This window comes from Methylophilus sp. DW102, from assembly GCF_037076555.1.
GTDB lineage: Bacteria > Pseudomonadota > Gammaproteobacteria > Burkholderiales > Methylophilaceae > Methylophilus > Methylophilus glucosoxydans.
Window position 1 is genome coordinate 2913696 of record NZ_AP029023.1, and the last position, 19152, is coordinate 2932847.

At 50.5% G+C, this 19152-nt stretch carries 16 protein-coding genes; 8 read left to right on the plus strand and 8 right to left on the minus strand.

Annotated features, from left to right (window positions below):
- The first annotated feature begins 20 nt into the window (after positions 1-20).
- From AACH41_RS13890 to AACH41_RS13900, 3 genes are all read left to right on the plus strand, one after another.
- Complete coding sequence (locus AACH41_RS13890) at positions 21-2441, plus strand: PBP1A family penicillin-binding protein (protein ID WP_275357970.1); 2421 nt, start codon at positions 21-23, stop codon at positions 2439-2441.
- A gap of 26 nt (positions 2442-2467) precedes the next feature.
- Positions 2468-3103, plus strand: coding sequence for a hypothetical protein (locus AACH41_RS13895; protein ID WP_338655800.1), 636 nt, complete (start codon positions 2468-2470; stop codon positions 3101-3103).
- Between the two features lie 70 nt (positions 3104-3173).
- Entirely contained in the window at positions 3174-3410 is a 237-nt protein-coding gene (locus AACH41_RS13900; protein WP_338655801.1) for a hypothetical protein, read from the plus strand.
- A gap of 323 nt (positions 3411-3733) precedes the next feature.
- Here the strand turns inward: AACH41_RS13900 and AACH41_RS13905 are convergent, their stop codons facing one another.
- The 6 genes from AACH41_RS13905 to AACH41_RS13930 form a co-directional block, all read right to left on the minus strand.
- Positions 3734-5488, minus strand: a complete 1755-nt coding sequence (locus AACH41_RS13905; protein WP_338655802.1) for a TolC family protein — start codon at positions 5486-5488, stop codon at positions 3734-3736.
- Positions 5485-6798, minus strand: a complete 1314-nt coding sequence (locus AACH41_RS13910; RefSeq protein WP_313984843.1) for an HlyD family secretion protein — start codon at positions 6796-6798, stop codon at positions 5485-5487. Before AACH41_RS13910 ends, AACH41_RS13905 begins: the two co-directional genes overlap by 4 nt.
- Positions 6791-8395, minus strand: coding sequence for an ATP-binding cassette domain-containing protein (locus tag AACH41_RS13915; RefSeq protein ID WP_228518862.1), 1605 nt, complete (start codon positions 8393-8395; stop codon positions 6791-6793). The genes AACH41_RS13910 and AACH41_RS13915 overlap by 8 nt, the downstream gene beginning before the upstream one ends.
- A 186-nt stretch (positions 8396-8581) precedes the next feature.
- Positions 8582-9985, minus strand: coding sequence for an ammonium transporter (gene amt, locus AACH41_RS13920; RefSeq protein WP_338655807.1), 1404 nt, complete (start codon positions 9983-9985; stop codon positions 8582-8584).
- Positions 9986-10000: 15 nt separating this feature from the next.
- Positions 10001-10339 carry a P-II family nitrogen regulator gene (gene glnK, locus AACH41_RS13925; protein ID WP_018986930.1) on the minus strand — a complete coding sequence of 113 codons (339 nt, stop codon included), beginning with the start codon at positions 10337-10339 and terminating at the stop codon, positions 10001-10003.
- A 60-nt stretch (positions 10340-10399) separates the two neighbouring features.
- Entirely contained in the window at positions 10400-11365 is a 966-nt protein-coding gene (locus tag AACH41_RS13930; RefSeq protein ID WP_338655814.1) for a TorF family putative porin, read from the minus strand.
- A gap of 256 nt (positions 11366-11621) precedes the next feature.
- On the opposite strand from AACH41_RS13930, the gene AACH41_RS13935 reads away from it, so the two are divergent.
- The 3 genes from AACH41_RS13935 to AACH41_RS13945 are packed head-to-tail and all read left to right on the plus strand — an operon-like array spanning position 11622 to position 13932.
- Positions 11622-11870, plus strand: a complete 249-nt coding sequence (locus tag AACH41_RS13935) for an accessory factor UbiK family protein (RefSeq protein WP_338655816.1) — start codon at positions 11622-11624, stop codon at positions 11868-11870.
- A 45-nt stretch (positions 11871-11915) separates the two neighbouring features.
- Positions 11916-13415, plus strand: coding sequence for a YifB family Mg chelatase-like AAA ATPase (locus AACH41_RS13940; protein WP_338655818.1), 1500 nt, complete (start codon positions 11916-11918; stop codon positions 13413-13415).
- 13 nt (positions 13416-13428) lie between these two features.
- Entirely contained in the window at positions 13429-13932 is a 504-nt protein-coding gene (locus tag AACH41_RS13945; RefSeq protein ID WP_338655819.1) for a DUF1993 domain-containing protein, read from the plus strand.
- A 4-nt stretch (positions 13933-13936) separates the two neighbouring features.
- On the opposite strand, the gene AACH41_RS13950 is transcribed toward AACH41_RS13945, so the two are convergent.
- Positions 13937-14344 carry a hypothetical protein gene (locus AACH41_RS13950; protein WP_338655820.1) on the minus strand — a complete coding sequence of 136 codons (408 nt, stop codon included), beginning with the start codon at positions 14342-14344 and terminating at the stop codon, positions 13937-13939.
- A gap of 205 nt (positions 14345-14549) precedes the next feature.
- On the opposite strand from AACH41_RS13950, the gene AACH41_RS13955 reads away from it, so the two are divergent.
- Both AACH41_RS13955 and AACH41_RS13960 read left to right on the plus strand, forming a co-directional pair.
- On the plus strand, positions 14550-14708 hold the full coding sequence (locus tag AACH41_RS13955; protein WP_194749004.1) for a hypothetical protein: 159 nt from the start codon (positions 14550-14552) through the stop codon (positions 14706-14708).
- 43 nt (positions 14709-14751) lie between these two features.
- Positions 14752-14967 (plus strand): hypothetical protein, encoded by a 216-nt coding sequence (locus AACH41_RS13960; RefSeq protein WP_338655821.1) that lies wholly within the window; start codon positions 14752-14754, stop codon positions 14965-14967.
- A 72-nt stretch (positions 14968-15039) separates the two neighbouring features.
- Here AACH41_RS13960 and AACH41_RS13965 read toward each other — a convergent pair whose 3' ends face one another.
- A complete protein-coding gene (locus AACH41_RS13965; protein WP_338655822.1) occupies positions 15040-19152 on the minus strand; it encodes a PilC/PilY family type IV pilus protein in 4113 nt (1370 codons plus the stop codon).

Consider the following 19152-nt stretch of genomic DNA (forward strand, 5'->3'; position numbering starts at 1 on the left):
TCTCGATGGCAGCAAGACGCATGAATTCAAGAACCTGGTTGCAGTCCCTTCTTTTCCTCTTCATTACTGGCAGTTTGATCGTCGCAGCCTTGCTGGTATTGATGATCAGCATCCTCTATCCTTCCCTGCCTTCGATTGATGCACTGACGGATTACCATCCCAAATTGCCCCTACGGGTCTATGACGCCGATGGCGGCTTGATGGCTGAATTTGGTCAGGAACGCCGCGCATTCGTACCGATTGAACAAACGCCCAAAGTCATGAAAGACGCCATTCTGGCGATTGAAGACCGTCGCTTTTACCAGCACAACGGCATTGATACCACAGGCATTTTGCGGGCGATTCGCAACAACCTGACCGGGCGCGGGCACGAAGGCGCCAGCACCATCACCATGCAGGTGGCTAAAAACTTTTTCAGTAATCCAGATACGCCACGCAATCTATGGACCAAGATTAAAGAGGCCTTGCTGGCGATCAAAATTGAACATGCCATTAGCAAAGACAAGATTCTGGAGCTCTATCTCAACCAGATTTACCTCGGTGAGCGCGCCTATGGTTTTGCGACCGCCGCCAAAACCTATTATGACAAAGACTTGAAACAACTGAACCTGGCCGAAGCCGCGCTACTGGCAGGCTTGCCCAAAGCACCGAGCAAATACGATCCCTACATTCATCCTGACTACGCCATTAACCGTCAGCACGAAGTACTCCGCGACATGCACCGCTATGGCATGATCTCTGATCAAGCCTATGAAGAAGCATTAAAGGCACCGCTTAAATTCCAGTCATCCAGACGCCAGATCCAGGCACTGGGCGGGGAATACGTGGCCGAGATCGTCAGGGCAAGCTTGTATAAACGCTATGGTGAGAAGGCGTATACCAGCGGGCTGCGTGTTTACACCACTATCAATAGCAAACACCAGGCTGCTGCCAATACGGCCATGATTCAAGGCATCATCAATTTTGAGTTGCGGCACGGGTTCCGCGGCGCAGAGCAAATGTTGCCATTACCGGCAACACTCAGGGCGTCGGAAGCCGCTGATTTATTGCGTGATTTTGTCACTTACAACCAATTTGTGCCCGCCTTGGTCACCAAGGTTGAACCCAACCTGCTCACTTTGGTCACCAAGCGCGGCCAGGTGCTCAAACTGCAAGACAAATCATTGCTACTGGTCAAAAACCATATGCCGCCCGCCAAACCCACACCCTTGTCACTCAAGCCGGGCGCGGTCATTCGCGTGTATCAAAATGGTGAAGAATGGTCGGTAGTACAACTGCCAGAAGTGGAAAGTGGCTTTATGGCACTCAATCCTGAAACCGGACAGGTACAAGCGCTGATCGGTGGCTTCAGTTTCCAGCGCAACAAATATAACCATGTCACCCAGGGTCGCCGTCAACCCGGCTCCAGCTTTAAACCATTTATTTATTCTGCCGCGCTTGAAAAAGGCTATTCCCCTGCCAGTGTGTTTGAAGACGCACCGATCAGTTTCACCTCCACCGAGACAGGCAGCAACAGTAGCTGGGAGCCGCGCAACTACGATGAAAAATATGCTGGCCCGATGCGTTTGCGTGAAGCACTGGCGCAATCCAAAAACACCATTTCAATCCGGCTTATGAATGCGATTGGCGCGCGTTATGCCCAAAACTACCTGCGCAAATTTGGCTTCGACCCCAAGGATCACCCGGCCTATTTGTCTACCGCCTTGGGCGCGGGCTCAACCACGGTCTGGCAGCTGACGGCCGCGTATGCCACCTTTGCCAATAGTGGCTATCAGGTGCATCCTTACCTGATCGAAAAGATCACGGACAGCCGCGGCAAGGTGATTCAGGCCGTGCAACCAGGCAAACATGTCTCCGCCGAGCGGGTGATTGACCAGCGCAACGCTTTCATCATTACCACCATGCTACAAGACGTGGTGAGAGATGGGACTGCGCGCGCAGCACTGTCATTGCGCCGCCCCGACATTGCCGGTAAAACTGGCACCACCAACGACCAGTTTGATGCCTGGTTTGCTGGCTACCACCCAAAAGAGGTGGCAGTCGCGTGGGTGGGTTATGACAACCCGCACAACCTGGGCCGAGGCGAAACCGGTGGCCGCGCAGCTTTACCTATCTGGATACGCTATATGCAGCAAACCCTGTCAGGTCAGCCGATTTATCAATACAAAGTGCCTGAGGGCGTCTTGCAATTGAAAGTAGATGCTTACACCGGAGCGCAGATCAGCGAAGACGATGCGGGCATTTATGAGTATTTTTATGAAGAGCACTTGCCACAATCCAAACCCGAAACACTGCCTGGCTTGTTTGACCCGGAGGGTGAACATGCGCCCGAAGAGGAAGAGCCCTCCTTTTTGGAGCGCCTGATCGGCGAACACAGTGGCAACAATGAGGATAGAAAACTGCCAGCCAATCCGGCAGCCAAGCTGCTGAGCCCGAATTAGCAATCAATCTACGAAAAGCCTAAAGTATGTTTGATGATTTTACGAGTGACTTGAGGCAAGAAATTGCCCAATCTGCCGCGCGCCTGATGTTTGAAGAAGGCATCAGTGACTATGCGCGCGCCAAACGCAAAGCCATCAAAGCCATGGGCATCACGCAAGATGCACCCTTGCCGACCAACGGCGAAATTGATGCGGCCTTGCGTGAATATCACGCGCTTTACGCAGATGAAAGCGATGCCGCTCACCTGCTGGAACTGCGGCAGGCCGCGCTGCATACCATGCGGCTATTGCAGAAATTCCAGCCCTATCTGACTGGCGCCGTCATGGAAGGCACCGCCGGGCCCCATGCCGATACCGAAATCCATGTCTTTGCCGAGAGCGACAAAGAACTGGAAATCTACCTGCTTAACCAGAATATCCCCTACCGCCTAGACGAACAGCACTACCGCATGTCAGACCGTCCGAGCAAACAAAAGCACGAATTGCTACGCAAACGGGTGCCGGTGGTACTGGTAGAAACCCGGTACGGTACGCAACGCATCAGTATTTTTGAAGCCGACGACCTGCGTACCGCCCCGCGTAAACACGGGGAAAAGGCGGGAATACACCGGATGACGCTGGCGCAGGTGGAAGCGCTGCTGAAACCGATCCTGACTGAATAATAAGATTGCCGCAGCTCGACTGCGCGTGACATCCCTCATTTAACAACTCAACCTGGTTGCAGAGATTCCCGTGCTCTTGCCTGAGGAATGCCTTCAAGTGCTGCTCTCCTCACCTCAACTGCATATTGAACGCATCGTCTTCAAGGGGCATTCATCGCCAGCGGACTTCAAGGATGACCAAGCGCAAGCTGCGTGGTTATTGCTCTTGCAAGGTGAAGGAGAACGGGCATTTGAAGAAGGCATCCTCAGCCTGAAAGCTGGAGATTGTTTGAATATTACCGCTAAACACAGGGTGAAATGGTCCTAGCCAAACAGAGAGACCCTCTGACTAGCCGTGTTTTATGAAGGATAAGCGTTACTGGCCAGGTTGTTAGGCAGCATAGAAAATCGTTGCGTAGGGAGGCATGCCTGCACAGTAAACAATGCGTGTTTTCTTCTGATAGCCAATCCCATCGCAACAAGAATCTAAAGTGTGCGATCACTTTGATGCTTGTCCTCAGAGAACCCCGAGAAAAACCTGAATAAACGCCTGAGTTTTTCTGATCCAGGCATCCGCACCGCTTCTTAAATCACTAGTGCACAGATTTGATCAAGTAGCCTCATCTGCGTTGCACATCATCCGAGGCTACCTTACTGCATGCTAATCTGCGTATAGCCCAACACCGTTCCAGTGGCAAAGGTCAGGTCTATCAGGGCAATCTGATAGTCATTAATGGCGCGAATTTCCTTGATTTGCGCCTCGCCTAGCCGCGTCAGTGTTTCCAGCACTTCGGTCATGGTACGCAAGCCTTCATTAAACTGCTTGAGTTCGGCTTCGTAGTTATAGCCGGCGATCATCACCTGCTGGCGTGCCGCGAGGATGCGCTGCCAGTTTTGCTCAAGCTTATCCAAGGCGTCGTGAATTTCGCGTTTGACGGTCAGCGCTTGCAGCGTTTTGTTAGTCAAGCGCTGCATACGCTGGGCAATGGCTTTATCCAGCTTGGCTTTGCGCGCTTCATTGCTCACTGGCATTTCAAACTTCAGGCCCACGGACCAGTCATTGTATTGGCCATTCAGCAAATCCTGACCGATATTGCCTGCCCGGTTGGCAGAACTGGACAGGGCGCCGTATTGGTAATCCAGCGTAAACATCGGCAGGGTCTGATTTTGCAGATAATCAATTTGTAATTGATCTGCGCTCAGTTTGAGCTCCTGATCGAGTAGCTCGATGCGGCTATCCAACGCATCTTTGAGCAGTTTTTCACGGTCAAACTCAAACTTTACCAGATTGGGCGTGGTAGAAGGTACCCACGGCAAACTAGTCATGCCTTGCTCCGGCAGTTCGTTGAGCAGGAACTGTAACTGGCGCTGTGCCAGCTTGAGGTTGGTTTCGGCAATAATCAGCGCTTCCATGCGATCCGCGACACCAATTTCAGCACGGTTGACTTCAATCGCGGCGGTGAGACCCTCCTGCACGCGGCGTTTGACCATGGCCAGATTTTGGCTTGCATATTCGTACTGGTTGCGGCGCACATCCAGGGCCGCCCAAGCCTCGTATAAATCCCAGTAGGCTTTATCCACCATGGTGACTATACGAATGCTTTGCAACCGCGTTCTGAGCTGGGCGCTATCCTGATCAAGTGCTGCAATGCGGATGCTGGCCTCGTTCACCTGTCGCCCGGCATTACGCAACAACGGCTGGCTAAAGGAGAAGCGCAAAGCACTGCGGTATTGGTCACTGGCCAGACTGCCCTTGCTCTGGTAGTTTTCCAGTGGCGCACTCAGGGTAACGCTACCACCCGTTCTTAACGGCACTTTGATGCCCGTTTCCAACTCCCAAAACTCCTTGTTTTGGGCTGCCGGATTCAGTTTGACCAGCTCGCTATCCAGCGCAGGGTTATCAGACTTTAGAATCACTTTGTCACCCGCCATCGCAGGCAAGTCTTTCTGGCCATATTTGGCGTAGGCAAAAATGACCTGGTCAAACTTGGCCTGCTCTTCACGCAACGATTGCGCAGCAATGGTCGGGTCGATTTTGGCCACTTGCAGATTAAGATTGTTTTGCAACGCCTTCTGCCGCACATCCGCAATACTCAGTTGCGGCCCTTGCTTGGGTGCATTACTGAGCATATTTGCAGTTTCTGGCGAGTCAAACGGTTGCAGCGCACTTTTCAGGTCTATCACTACCGGCTTATTGCGTTGTTGCTGCTGTTGTTTGACCGCATCATGCAGCGGCACACCCTTGCCCTTGGCATATGGCTCCAGGCCGCGGCCTTCTGTGTTCTGCAATCGCTGGCGCGCCCGGCTGTCACTCAATGACTCATCCGCACCGACAACTGTGGCCAATAGCATACTGGCCAGACCAAACAGCCTAGTCAAAACCGGTATTTGCACACCACGCTTCATTTACTTGCCCCAACGCCAGCAGGCAGATTGAGCGGTGCAGGCTCATGCGGGATTCTGGGCGGGAAGCCATTGAGCAGGCGCCACAATTCATAGCCTATCGTCACTTTCTCCAACAATACCCAACCCTTGGCACTGATACCCTGACGCAAAAAGCGGGCTTCTGGCCATTGCGGCGTGCCTTCTTTATGGATCACCATGATACGGAAATGCCCGGTGCCATTGTCAGTCGGGTCAACGAAAGCAATTTTGCCCTCAAAAGTGCCCACACCGACTTGCGCCCAGCCAGGCACCTGAATCGCAGGCCACCCCTCAAATTCGAGACGCACAACACTGTCGCGAGTAATCAGTGGCGCATCACGGCCATCAACCCATAACTCCACGGCACGCTGAGAGGTATGTGGCACAATAATCAGCAATGGATCACCTTGCTTGATTATCTGGGATTGTGAATTGACCGGTAAACGGAAAATCGTGCCATCGCGGGGCGCGATGATTTTCTGCATGTTTTGCCGCGCCAGTGAAATCTCGGAGCTGTGCAGGCTGTTTTCAGCATCTGAGACCTCGCCTTTGATTTTGTTGATATTGGCCGTGACCGAATCCAGATATGCTTGCGTATCGGCACGCACCTGCCGAATTTCTGCCTGTGCCGACTGCGCCTCGGCCATAGCCGATTGCAGTTGAGCCTGCACGCTATTCAAGTTTCGGCTGGCAATCGTATGGTCACGCTCAGCCACTTCGGTGTCTCGCTTGGAAACCAGGCCATCGCCCAGTAGGCGTTGCATACGCTTGACCTGCATCGTGGCAGCATCCAGCGTTGCTTGAGCAGAGTTCACCGCTTCACGTGCACTGAGAATTTTTTGGTTAGCGACATCCAACTTGTATTGGGCGGCTGTGATTTTGGCATCACGGCCGGCGGCCAGGTTGTCACGCTGCACCGAGTAAGCTGATAACTCGCTTTGCTTGGAAGCGAGTTTGTCCTCCAGGTTATCGCGCTGCGCTTGCAGGCGCTGCCTGAAGTTAGGATCAGTATCGCTGATTTCCAGCAATACATCGCCTTGCTTCACTTGCGAGCCTTCTTGCACATACCAGTGCTGGATGAGCCCGCTCACGGGGGCATCGACGGTTTGCACCCGCTCGGAAGGAGAATAGGCCGTGACCTTGCCTAGCGCGGTCACGTTTTGTTGCCATGGCAGAGGCAAAAAAGCAAGGGGCAGCACAACGAGCAGCCAGGCCATGCGTTTGATCCAAACCCTTAAATGCTCAGGGGTTTGTACGCTTTGTGTCAGCATACTTTCAACCGTATTACTCATGCTGACCTCCTGCCACGTCTGTCGCCGCTTGGCTTTGCAGATGAATGACTTGCTTGCATTGCTGGGCGATATGCTGATATCGCGTGGTGATCAACACCATCCAGTCCTGCTGATGACGCTTAAGCAACATCAGCACCTGATCCAGCTCATGTTGCGCCAGCTGATCCAGCAGGCCATCAATGATTAATACATCCGGTTGACCCAGCATCGCACGGGCAAGCATTAACCGTTGTAACTGTGTATGCGTCATCGGTGCGCCAAAGTCAGTCAAGACTGTTTCTACCCCATTGGGCAGCTTGCTGATTTCTTGCCACAACCCAAGCACCTGCAGTAACTCAATCACCTGATCAAGTGTCACCTCTGGCCGTTGCAACCTCAGATTATCCAGAATAGAGCCATGCTGCCACTCGACTTTGTTCGCCACGCCAATCCGGTCACGCAAATGTGCCAGGTCAAGCTGGCGCACATCAATGTCGTTGTAGCTGACATGTCCTTGCAGCGGCTGCCTCATACCGGTGATCAGCTCCAGCAACGTCGTTTTACCGCTGCCTAAGCCACCGATCAACGCCAGGCTCTCACCACGTTGCAAGTGAAAACTCAGGTTGCTGACCAAAGCAGCTTGATCCGCGTGTTGAAAAGTCAGCTGATGCACCTTCAGGGTAGTGTAGCCTTCCTGACCTGACTGATGCTCCCCAGAGCGCTCTACAGGCAAGGTTTCCAGCACACCAAGTTTATCGACCGCCGCAAGCAGATCATAGAAATACTCCAGCTTGGTCACAAATCGCACAAACGCAGAAAGCACCCCAAAAATAATCAGCTCTGCGGCAACAAACTGGCCCAGATTGATCTGGCCTTTAATCACCAGTGTCCCGCCTAATATCAGCATGCCCGTACCAATCAAGGCATAGAGGCCCACCGCGCCTATCAGTTGCATCATGAGTACTTTAAAGTGCTTGGTCCTGACTTGCAGATAGCCTTCTGCAAGCTGCGCGGTATTCGCCGTGTTGCGCTGAGTCGCACCATAAAACTTTGAGAGCCATTTATTGCGGGCAATGGTTTCCAGCCAGGCCGCCATTTCATATTTGGCTTTAGACTCTTTGATCGATGTCTCTTCAGCCTGTTTACCCAAGCCAAAAATAATCACCCACAACACAATCAGCATGAGGATCACCAAAATGCCAAAATACAGACTATAAAAAAGCAGCACAATGCTGCCGATGATGCCTTGCAACAAGGCGGTCAAGCCAACCGTGAGCAAAGTCGCCATCGATTTCTGCACGGTTTGAATATCAAAATAACGATTCACCAGTTCTACCGGATTGAATTTGTCATACACAGAAATATGAATTTGCCCGGTATTTTGCGCAATCTGTAAGCTATACCGTACAAAAAGCCGTCGCTGGATCATCTCAACCAGAAAACTCTCAATCGCATAAATCGCACCAGACAACGCCAGCAAACAAAACAGGATAAACCCCACTACGTACAGCGGCTGCAATACGCCGCCCATGGTGACGATATTCACCATCGCCTGCACGGCAACAGGAGTCGCGATACCCAGCACACCGTAAGCCGCAGTTAAATAAAACAGCAGCAAAATGTCCTGTTTTTCAAATGAGAGTAATTTGACGACTCTTTGAAAAGGGCTGAGAGATGTTGTATGAATGTTTGCCATAATAAGAATTGTTGTTAACTAGGCCCTGTAAATGGATAACAACCGTTTATATTAGTTCCCAAAAAAAAACGGCTCTAACTAGAGCCGTTTCTTTATACCACACAACGATTACAAGCTGTAAGCACGTTCACCATGTTCAGTCGTGTCCAGACCTTCGCGCTCATACTCTTCACTCACGCGCAGACCGACAACCGCATCTACCACTTTGTAAAGAATGACGCTCACAATACCTGTCCAGATCAATGTCACTACCACTGCGATGATCTGAGTAGAGACCTGACCACCCATCGTCACACCTTCTGCGTAACCAACACCACCCAAACCTGGTGACATCAATACGCCAGTGCCCACCGCACCCCAGATACCGGCCAAGCCGTGCACACCGAACACATCCAGTGAGTCATCGTAGCCCAGCGCACCTTTCAGTTTGGTCACACCCCACAGGCTGACAAAGCTGGCAGTGAAGCCAAGGATGATAGAACCCATCGGGCCGATAAAGCCGCAAGCAGGGGTAATGGCAACCAGACCAGCGACTGCACCAGAAGCGGCACCCAGCATGCTTGGCTTACCTCTGAACAACCATTCAGCAAAAATCCAGCCCAATACAGCAGAACCTGTTGCCAATTGTGTATTGATCAGCACCATACCGGCAATGCCATCAGCAGCCAGTTCACTACCGACGTTAAAGCCAAACCAACCTACCCACAGCAAGGAAGCACCAATCATGGTCATCACCAGGTTGTGCGGAGGCATGGCTTCTTTACCGTAACCAATACGTTTGCCCAACATGATGGCACCAATCAAGGCAGCGATACCAGCGTTGATATGTACGACAGTACCACCAGCAAAGTCTTTGGCACCCAGCTCTGCCAGGTAACCACCACCCCATACCATGTGTGCGATTGGGATGTAGGCAAAAGTCACCCACAATGCCGTGAACAACAATACAGCAGAGAACTTCATACGCTCAGCAAAACCACCAACAATCAACCCCGGTGTAATGGCAGCAAATGTCAGCTGGAAGGTCAAAAACACGTATTCTGGAATGGTGCCTGAGAGGCTTTCTGGTGTAATACCCGCCAGAAACGCCTTGCTTAATCCACCGACAATCATGTTACCTTCGCTGAAAGCCATGCTGTAACCATACGCAGCCCACAATACAGAAATCATAGAGAAGACAACAAACACTTGCATCAGCACTGACAGCATGTTTTTCTGACGCACCAAACCGCCATAGAACAAAGCCAGGCCAGGAATCGTCATCAAAATCACCAGCACAGTGGCAACAATCATAAACGCGGTATTACCCACATCCAGCGTCGGGGCTGGTGCTGCTTCAGCAGCAGGGGCAGCTTCGGCCGCTGCAGGCGCTTCGGCCGCAGGTGCCGCATCAGTAGAAACGGTTTCTTGCACTGTGATAGTTTCGGTCACAGTTTCTTCTGCATAACTGACTGGGCTTGCCGCCAGACCCATCACGGCGACCAGCGATAATATGGAAAGAATTTTCTTCATAACAGAAGCCCTTTCTTATAGCGCATCCGGACCGGTTTCGCCGGTACGTATACGGTAAACTTGTTCCAAATCGAAGACAAAGACTTTGCCATCGCCGATTTTGCCTGTTGCGGCTGCTTTTTCAATCGCGTCTACGACCTGATCCAGCATGTCATCTTTGATCGCAACTTCGAGTTTAACTTTAGGCAAAAAATCTACGACATATTCAGCACCACGATACAACTCAGTGTGCCCTTTTTGACGGCCAAATCCTTTGACTTCAGTGACAGTGATGCCTTGTACGCCGATATTGGACAAAGCCTCACGCACCTCATCAAGCTTGAATGGCTTGATTATTGCGGATACAAATTTCATTTGCTTCTCCCGTTGTTAACTCTGGCAGGCACATGCCCGCCAGATCTAAAACTTGCTTACTTAGAATGTACGGCCTAATGTTAAAACCAAACGGCCATCATTCAGGTTTTTGCTTTCCACTGCGCCGTTAGTGCCTTTACCATTAAAGCTTGAGCCGCCGTAGCCTCTGTAACCCCAGTAGCGTGAGTTATCAGACTCAATCCAGTACACACCTGCATTCCAGCCTTCTGTTGCACCGATTTTGAATGCTTTGCTTAAGCCGATTTTCCAGTCTGTGTAGTCTGGATTAGTTGCGCCTGAAAGTGAGCTACTAGGGAAGTTTGCACCTCCATCGGTAGTGAACTGTGTGTCCAGTTTACCAGCCACATCCAAACGTCCAACGTGGGCAATCAATGTCAAATCCCACCATGGCAATGGATAAGCAGCGTTCAGCTCAATATAAGTTGAACCCTTAGTACTGCCGTTCCAACCAGTAGACTTATCTGCACCAAACCAATCGGTCAGAGTGTATGACAGTTTTGCACTGATCCAGTCATAAGAAATACCAACGTTTGCTTCGTAAGTATCCCAACGCCCACCCCCTGGCGTCAAAGGTCTGTTTGGGTCTGGGTTACCATTACTATCAAGTGTAGTAGAGCCTCTGTATTTTTTCCATGAGCCACCTGGATACAGGTAGCCGTAAATACCAACGGTGTAGCCTAATTTCTCTACGGTTGGAATCGTACCGTTATAACCGGCATAGATATCAATTTCAGTAGTGGCATCAGGATAAGTATTTGGTGTTACACCAGAACCCCAAAGGCCAGTATAGAAACCGCTGGAATGCGTAATATCCATACCGCCTTGCACGGTTGGCTTATGCCAGGATTGTGAAATACCACGGAAGTAGTAGTCAGATACCACACCGATGTTACCAGTGGCAGTCCAGTCAGATTTGGCTTCTTCCTTGGCTTCTTCAGCTGCGTATGAAACTTGTGCAAATGACATTGCACTCAATACTGCTGTGAGCAAAATAGATTGACGCATTTATAGGTCCTCTCTCTGTGAAAATCTTGATCAAATTGTTGTAAACGAGAATGAAACAACATTGACCTAAAAGCAAGGCACGTGCCAACCCATATAAACATTAAAAATCAATATCTTAATTAAAATGCTTAAATTAAATACTTACATTAGCAGCACAACAACATGTTTTTAATTGAAAACACATAAAAATCAACCATTTACACCCCTTTTTTGGAGGGCCTTACATGCTAGAATGTGACCCTAAGGAGAGCCTGCCATGCTATTTTCAAATGAAAAAATTAAAGAATTATCTTTTAAAATCAAACAACTAATTGATTCAAGCCCCATTTCAGAGCTTGAAACCAACTTGCATGCACTAATTCAGGGCATGCTCCCCAAAATGGAACTTGTTTCGCGCGAGGAATTTGATATTCAGGCCGCATTGCTGGCACGCACGCAGCAACAATTAAAACAGCTTGAAGAAAAAATCAGCCAGCTAGAACAAGCCAACGCCGCCATAAAGTAAAATTTAATTTACAATTGTTAGCATTCTTTGGTGCGGGAGTGCTACATGAGTTTGGCCGTGTTATACAGTCGGGCCCTGAGTGGGATGGATGCACCAGAAGTGGTGGTAGAAGTGCATCTCGCCAATGGCCTGCCCAGCTTCACTATCGTCGGGCTGCCAGAAACCGAAGTGAAAGAGAGCAAAGACCGGGTTAGGGCCGCGATTCAAACCGCACAGTTTGAATTCCCGGCGCGGCGGATTACAGTCAATCTGGCACCGGCAGATCTGCCCAAAGAGGGTGGCCGTTACGATTTACCGATTGCGCTTGGGATTCTGGCAGCCTCCGGGCAATTACCTAAACAAGCGCTGGCCAACTATGTCATCGCTGGTGAGCTGGCACTAACAGGCGAGTTAAGGCCGATACGCGGCGCCCTGGCGATGACTTACCAACTGATTCAGGGCCCGGCGCACAAAAGGGCGGCGATTTTGCCCCAGGAGAGTGCGCATGAGGCAAGCCTGGTAGAGGGCTGTTCCATTTTTGCCGCGAATAGTTTGCTTGAAGTCTGCGCCCATCTGTCGGGCAAACAATCGCTGTCCCCTCACCCGCTGGTGCTGTCAGAATCCTCGTTAAGCTTTCCGGATTACCTCGAAGTCAAAGGTCAATTACGCGCCAAGCGCGCCCTGGAAATTGCCGCGGCGGGTCAACATAGTTTATTGATGAGCGGCCCGCCAGGCACAGGCAAAAGCATGCTGGCGAACCGATTTAATAGCATTTTGCCGGACATGACTACGCAGGAAGCGCTGGAAAGTGCGGCAATTTTGTCACTGACCGGCCAGTTTCCGGCCAGCCAGTGGAAAAAGCGGCCATTCAGGGCGCCACATCACACCGCCTCTGCCGTGGCACTGGTGGGTGGCGGCAGTGTGCCCAGACCCGGAGAAATCAGCCTCGCCCATCACGGCGTATTATTTTTGGATGAGCTGCCTGAGTTCGACAGGAAAGTGCTGGAGGTGCTCCGCGAGCCGCTGGAAAGTGGCAATATCACCATTTCTCGGGCAGCCAGACAGGCAACTTTCCCGGCCCAGTTTCAATTGCTTGCAGCGATGAATCCTTGTCCATGTGGCTATTACGGGCACTATAACCAACGCTGCCGCTGTACGCCTGAGCAAATTCTGCGCTATAAAAACAAACTTTCCGGCCCGCTGCTGGACAGGATAGACATGAATATTGATGTACCAGCACTAAAACCAGAAGAGTTGTCACATGACCATCATGGTGAACAGAGTGCGGCCATTCGTGCACGCGTGATTCAGGCGCGAGAGCGTCAACTGACCCGCCAACAGAAACCGAATGCAGCCTTGGGTGCGCTCGAAATTTCCACCCATTGCCAATTGGGTGAGCAGGCGAATCACTTACTGCAAATGGCGGTGCAAAAGTTTTCACTGTCTGCCCGCAGCTATCACCGCATCCTCAAGGTCGCAAGAACCATTGCTGACCTGGCCCAGGCCGAATACATTCTGGATAAGCACATTGCAGAGGCGCTACAATATCGGCGTCATGACTATTGAAAGCGTATTCCACATGCAACTTTATGATGCCAGTATCGCCCCGCTGATTCGTAACCTGCAAAATCTCGAGCACATTCTGCGGCAAGGGGAAGCCTATGCAGAACAGAAAAAAGTCGCACCAGAAGTGCTACTGAATAGCCGTTTGTATGTGGACATGTACCCATTAACCAAACAGGTGCAACTGGTGAGCGACATGAGTAAAGGGGCGGGTGGACGACTGGCAGGCATAGACATTCCGCAATATGCGGATGATGAAGCGAGTTTTGAACAGCTCTACGCCAGAATCGCCAAGACAGTCGCGTTTCTCGAAGCCATCAAGCCTTCACAGCTGGAAGGCGCCGAGCATAAAGAAGTGGTGTTAACCATACGTAAAGTGGATCTGACCTTCACCGGCTTGGATTATCTCGAAAAATGGGTCATGCCCAATGTCTATTTTCATGTCACCACGGCATACAACATTTTGCGCCATCTTGGGGTGCCACTGGGCAAAACCGACTACCTAGGTCAAAAGCGCTGATGCCTCAAGGCCGTTTGCGCCAGTAGCCCGGTTGCTGGTCTGACTGCAACATGGCTTTACGGCGCAATGTCTCATAGGCTTCGCTGTCTGAAATTCCTTGGGCAGAGGCCATCGCTTTCGCCTGCTTGTTCGCGGCAACCACCCAGTCAGGATTTTCCTGATAGCCCCGGTCTTGCATGCAATGTTCCAACACGCGTGACTGTCTAGCCGCTTTTTCCAGCTTCTGGAAGGGCAGTTGCTCTGGTAACGCGGCCGCTGCCTTACTGGCAATCAAATCACACTCATTGATAGTATGAGCCAGCGCACTTTGCGCAGGTGCAGACGCTGGCAACTGCAGCGATTGCCAATACCAATACCCCACCGCCGCCAGCATGGCCATCAACACAACCCACATAAACCGACTCGCACGCATGTATCCGACTCCTTTTTGTTGTTCAACCCTGCCAATATTTTAAGCCAAACCGGCCGACAGCCCTTATAAAATCTGGATTGGTTCATTAAAGCGTCATACAAGACCATTAACATAGATTTAAATGATCGCATGAACAAATTAATTCAAGAATGGAAACCTGATGACGTTAATACAAGTATACATAAACAGAACTAAAGGACGCCCCATGAAAGACTTGCAACAAGACGAGCCGCTGACTTATACCGCCAGCATGCCAGAATTGATGACGGCCCAGGACATTATGTATCTGGCTGAAGATATCACTGCAGACAGCAACATTCAGGCAATTTACAAACCTGCTGAGCTGACGCTGGAAGTCGTGTAAAACACAACGGCAGTTTGCCTCACACCGCTACGCAGTTCATAGCGTGGCATTGCATCGCATGTCGCTTGCCCAGACACCCAACTGGTCCAGCCCCCAACTGATAGACACCCGCCTGATGTTTGCCTACAATAAAACCTCTCTTCAACCGGACGAGAAGGAGGCAACCATGTTTTTAGGCGCAGCAGGCATCTACACACTGATTGGCATCGTCGTCGCAATTTGCCTGATATTGTATGTATTTGCAAAAAAGGTAAAGTAATCCGTATCACATAAAAAAGCCCCGTTTACGGGGCTTTTTTATTGCACACCTCAGATTGGTTACTGGGATTGGTTACTGGATCAATTCACGCCAGCTTTGCTTGGTGCCATAGCTACCATTGCTTTTTTGCTTGAAAATTACCGTGGCCTTGCTGGAACCCGACAACCCAAATATCTGGTCATCCAGGCTTAATTGCTGCGGGGTAGGGTCATTACTGCCAGTCACCACAACATGCGGCACGCCATTCCCGTCATAGACAATATTAAAACCAACGGCGGGTGTGGTCATACGCTCAGAAATGGCACCACCAGGCAACAAAGAGCCACCTTTTTTATAGTTAAAAAAGTTAAACCAGCCATAGCCGGCACCACTACAAGCCTCGCTACTTGGTACAAGTGTTGGCATCATCAGGGCGCCATTGAGTAACAATGGATCCAGATTGACACGCTCCCCTACAGGAAAATCCAGCACCCAGCCATAGCCAGAATCAAAATTCACCGTGCCAGTGGAGGACACCGTACGATCCCCGCTTAACACTTGCGTCGTTAACTGACTACGGCCAATTGGCGTGGTCTGCCCGCTATCCTTGAACACATAGACTGAGTTCTGAGGCGTATTGGTCAAATCGGCAGGCTCCAGAAACTTGCCAGTACCCACCATGACCACCATATTCTTATCGACCTTGCCCAACTCTGGCTGGGTAGTCACTTTTTGTGCAGCACCGCCACCCGCAGTCAAGCTGGCAATTTTATTGACGGTATTGGTATTGATATTAAAACGCCAGATATTGCCATTTAAATCGCCACCATACACATTTAATACCGTGTTGTTCTCAAACATTTGCTCAGCGTAGCCGGAAATTTTTGCCAAGCCGCTAGGGTTGGCAGCATCCCCCTCGCCAGTCGTCAATGTTTTTAACAGGCTGCCTGTTCTTGCATCGAGGACATATAAATAGCCACGACCATCGCCGACCGGATTGTTTGCAACAAAGGTGCCGTCGTTGAGTTTGCGAGCATTGGTGCCGTTGTTGTAACCAGAAGTCAGAAGCACCACCCAGCGCCCATCCAGCATTTTAGTCACCATCGGATTACCAAAGCTGTAGCCTAGCGTATTGTTTATGCCATCTGGCTGAGCATAAAACTCCCAAAGGACTTGTGGGTTTTCCGGTGTGGTCACATCCAGCGCAAAATAGCCACGCCCGCCCCCGTTAAGCCCGGAAACCAAAATCGTACGCCACTCCGCATTGTCCCCGGTGCAAGCTGAGATACAGATATCCGTGACCACCGGGCTGCCATTGACATAATTGGTATGGTAATTGGCACCATATTCCTTATCTGCCAGATTGGCCAGATTCGGAATGACTGGGGATGGGATAAAAGCCCATAGCTCTGTGCCGTCATTGGCATTGAACGCATGTAGCATGCCATCGTTAGCCCCGACATAGACGGCGGCTGTGCGTGTTTTAGCCCAAGTTTTGTAAGCCTTATAGCCGGGATCGAGATAATCAACGTTAGAAGCCCTGAAATAACTGGGGCGAGATTGTGAGATATCGCCCAGTGTTGCCTGCCGCTCTCTGAATAAGCGGTTGGCAGGCGCTGTATTCATACTGTTGTCTTCATAGGTCTTATTCCCAATCAGGTAATCAACCAGCTTGTCGGCTTTTTGAGTATCTGTCATTTTCGGATCGGTGGCAGGCAAGGCTTTCATCTGGCTTAAAGCGTTATAACCTTCTTCCAGTTTAGTTCTATACGCTGCCGGTAAATTACCAGGTTTAAAGTCAGCACGGGCATTGTTATTGTTAAAGTAAATTTTACGTTGCCCAATTTGCGTTTTGAGTTTGCCATCGCAGCTACGGGCAATGGGCACATAGCATGCTGTTGCGTCACCAAAATTCAGCACTGATCCCAGAGAACCGTTAGCGTTGCTACAAGTTGAATCGGTGGAGTTGCTGGTTTTGCAATACAAGTTACTGTCTGGTCCGGTATAGGCTGTGGCTGGAGAGGTGCAGGCCTCAGCCGCCACATTTTCCACACACCAGACGGCCGTTTCAGAAGTTTGCAAAGAGTTAGTATTCACCGTGCGTGCTTCAAGGTTTCCCGTCCATTTCACTGACTGGTAACTGGCAACATACTGAAAGTTATCGCCATTAGTGGGCGCCAGGCTACTGGCTGCAGCCGCGGCACTTGCGCCCTGGATAGATTTAATCTCGGACAAACCCTTGGCCAAAGACTCACGCAACAATTTGGGGTTACTGGCACTGTAGTAGGTACCGCCTGCATTCACCGCGGCATGCCACAAATCATCAATCCGGGTACCGTTTTCTTTGAGTGTAGGATCAGGCCAGTTTTTGCGCATAGGGGTCGCACTTAAGTCCTTAAAATCGCCAGTGGTTTGCGTTTTATAGTCATCGGTGTAAAGCAGCGTCCCTGCAATGCCCAAGCCTAAGGTCAAGGTGACCATGTTTTGCTTAGGGTAATCCGTCGCCGTGCCACAAACGGATGAACCCAAAGATCCCGTGCAATTGGAGAGCGTGCTGTCACGGATATCCGTGTCATAAAAATACTTGGCCGTATCCGCCAAAGTATTGGATTTGTTACTACTATCAAACTGTGGCGCCGGCGTACTGCCACCGTCCTGATTCCCTATCGCAGTCGAGCCGTTGATGCGGGTTGGATTGCTGGGATCGTTCCAATATCCATCTGTGGTCAACAAGGTAAAGTTGGATTGGCAGGCATACTGTATCGGATCATCGGTTCCCAACGTCTTTTTACCGGCATAGTGTTGACCTACGTTGGCGAGAGCTGTGCGCAACGGCGTCCCGCCACTAGGATTGACTGCAAACAATTTATCGTACCAGGATTGCTTTTGCGAGCTGTCAAAAGGAGCCAGCGGCAGATAATTAGAAGATGAATTATTAATCGTCACAAATCCCACTCTGTACCTGGAATCCAGGGCTTTAAATGCCTGACTGGCCGCCGTTTTCATCGCGAGCATGCGAGTACGGTAATAGGTTACCCAATTGGCAAAGTTTGTATACTCTTCAGTGTAAGTACACGTATTTGTGTTGATGGCTGCACAATCGGTTCTTTCAGCACCCTTGCTGGTAGAGCCGGGCGCGGTATAACTGGTTTGGGCAGTCGTAATTTCCTGATATATCAGGCTGCCAGGAATATCCGTGTTATTCGTGGATAATTGTGTGGCCGTATAGCTGCCTCCCGACCCGGAAAAAGTCACTTGTATCGGACTGGCCGGGTTGAGGGCATCCCCGGCAAAGGTACTAAAATCAAAACTACTGCCATTGTTGCTGATGACAACATTGCCTGCCAATTTGCAAGCGCCTGTCATGGAGGAGTTACAGAGATTATTTTGTACGCGGGTAGAGACCGTCGTGGCATCGGAGCTCGAAGTGGTCTCAGCAGACAGCAACTCAATATTATTGATTTTGACGCTGGTTACTTTCACCGAGCGACTGATATTAAAACTCAACCGGTAACGTGCAATTGGCTCCCTTAAAAAAATATACCGGTTGCTATCATTTACGGTGGGGACGTCGTTGCGTATGCCTTGGCAACGGTCTTGCACGCCACTGCTGGAATCAAGCGCTCTTTTTTTGGAAGCAGTCTCCGAATTACACCAGCGCAAGGTGGCGGGATAATTGTAGGCAACGCCATTAATACTTGTTTTTGTTTTAGAAACTACACAACTGGTCAATGCCGGGGTGGTACAAAACTCTCCAGGTACATATGCGTAATAATAAGCGCTTCCACCGCGCGTAATATTGCCGTAATAAGTGCTGACGCCTTCTGAAAAGCCGCTATATGAGGTTTTATTGGCAAGGCTGGTCCCCAAATAATTGAGTGGCGTACTGTAAGTCACCTCAGGGTTGTAAAACTGGGTATTGTAGGCCGAGTTACTGAATAGCCAGTCAGGCGCGTCATAGGTATATAAGGACCAGCCACTGTAATAAGTGCGGCCATCCGGGTCATCTGAGGCCCAATCTGGCGTGTAATTAAAGCCCATGCTGCCGGAGTTATCCAGCACAAACATCAGATTGGGTTTTACATCCGAGCTCCCGGAAGTTTGCAGCGGCATGGTGGCCAGGTCGAGAAACTCCGCCATGACCAAACCAGGCAATGCCAGTATCAGGAAAACAATTGTATGAATGCAACGTGTTGGTTTCATCAT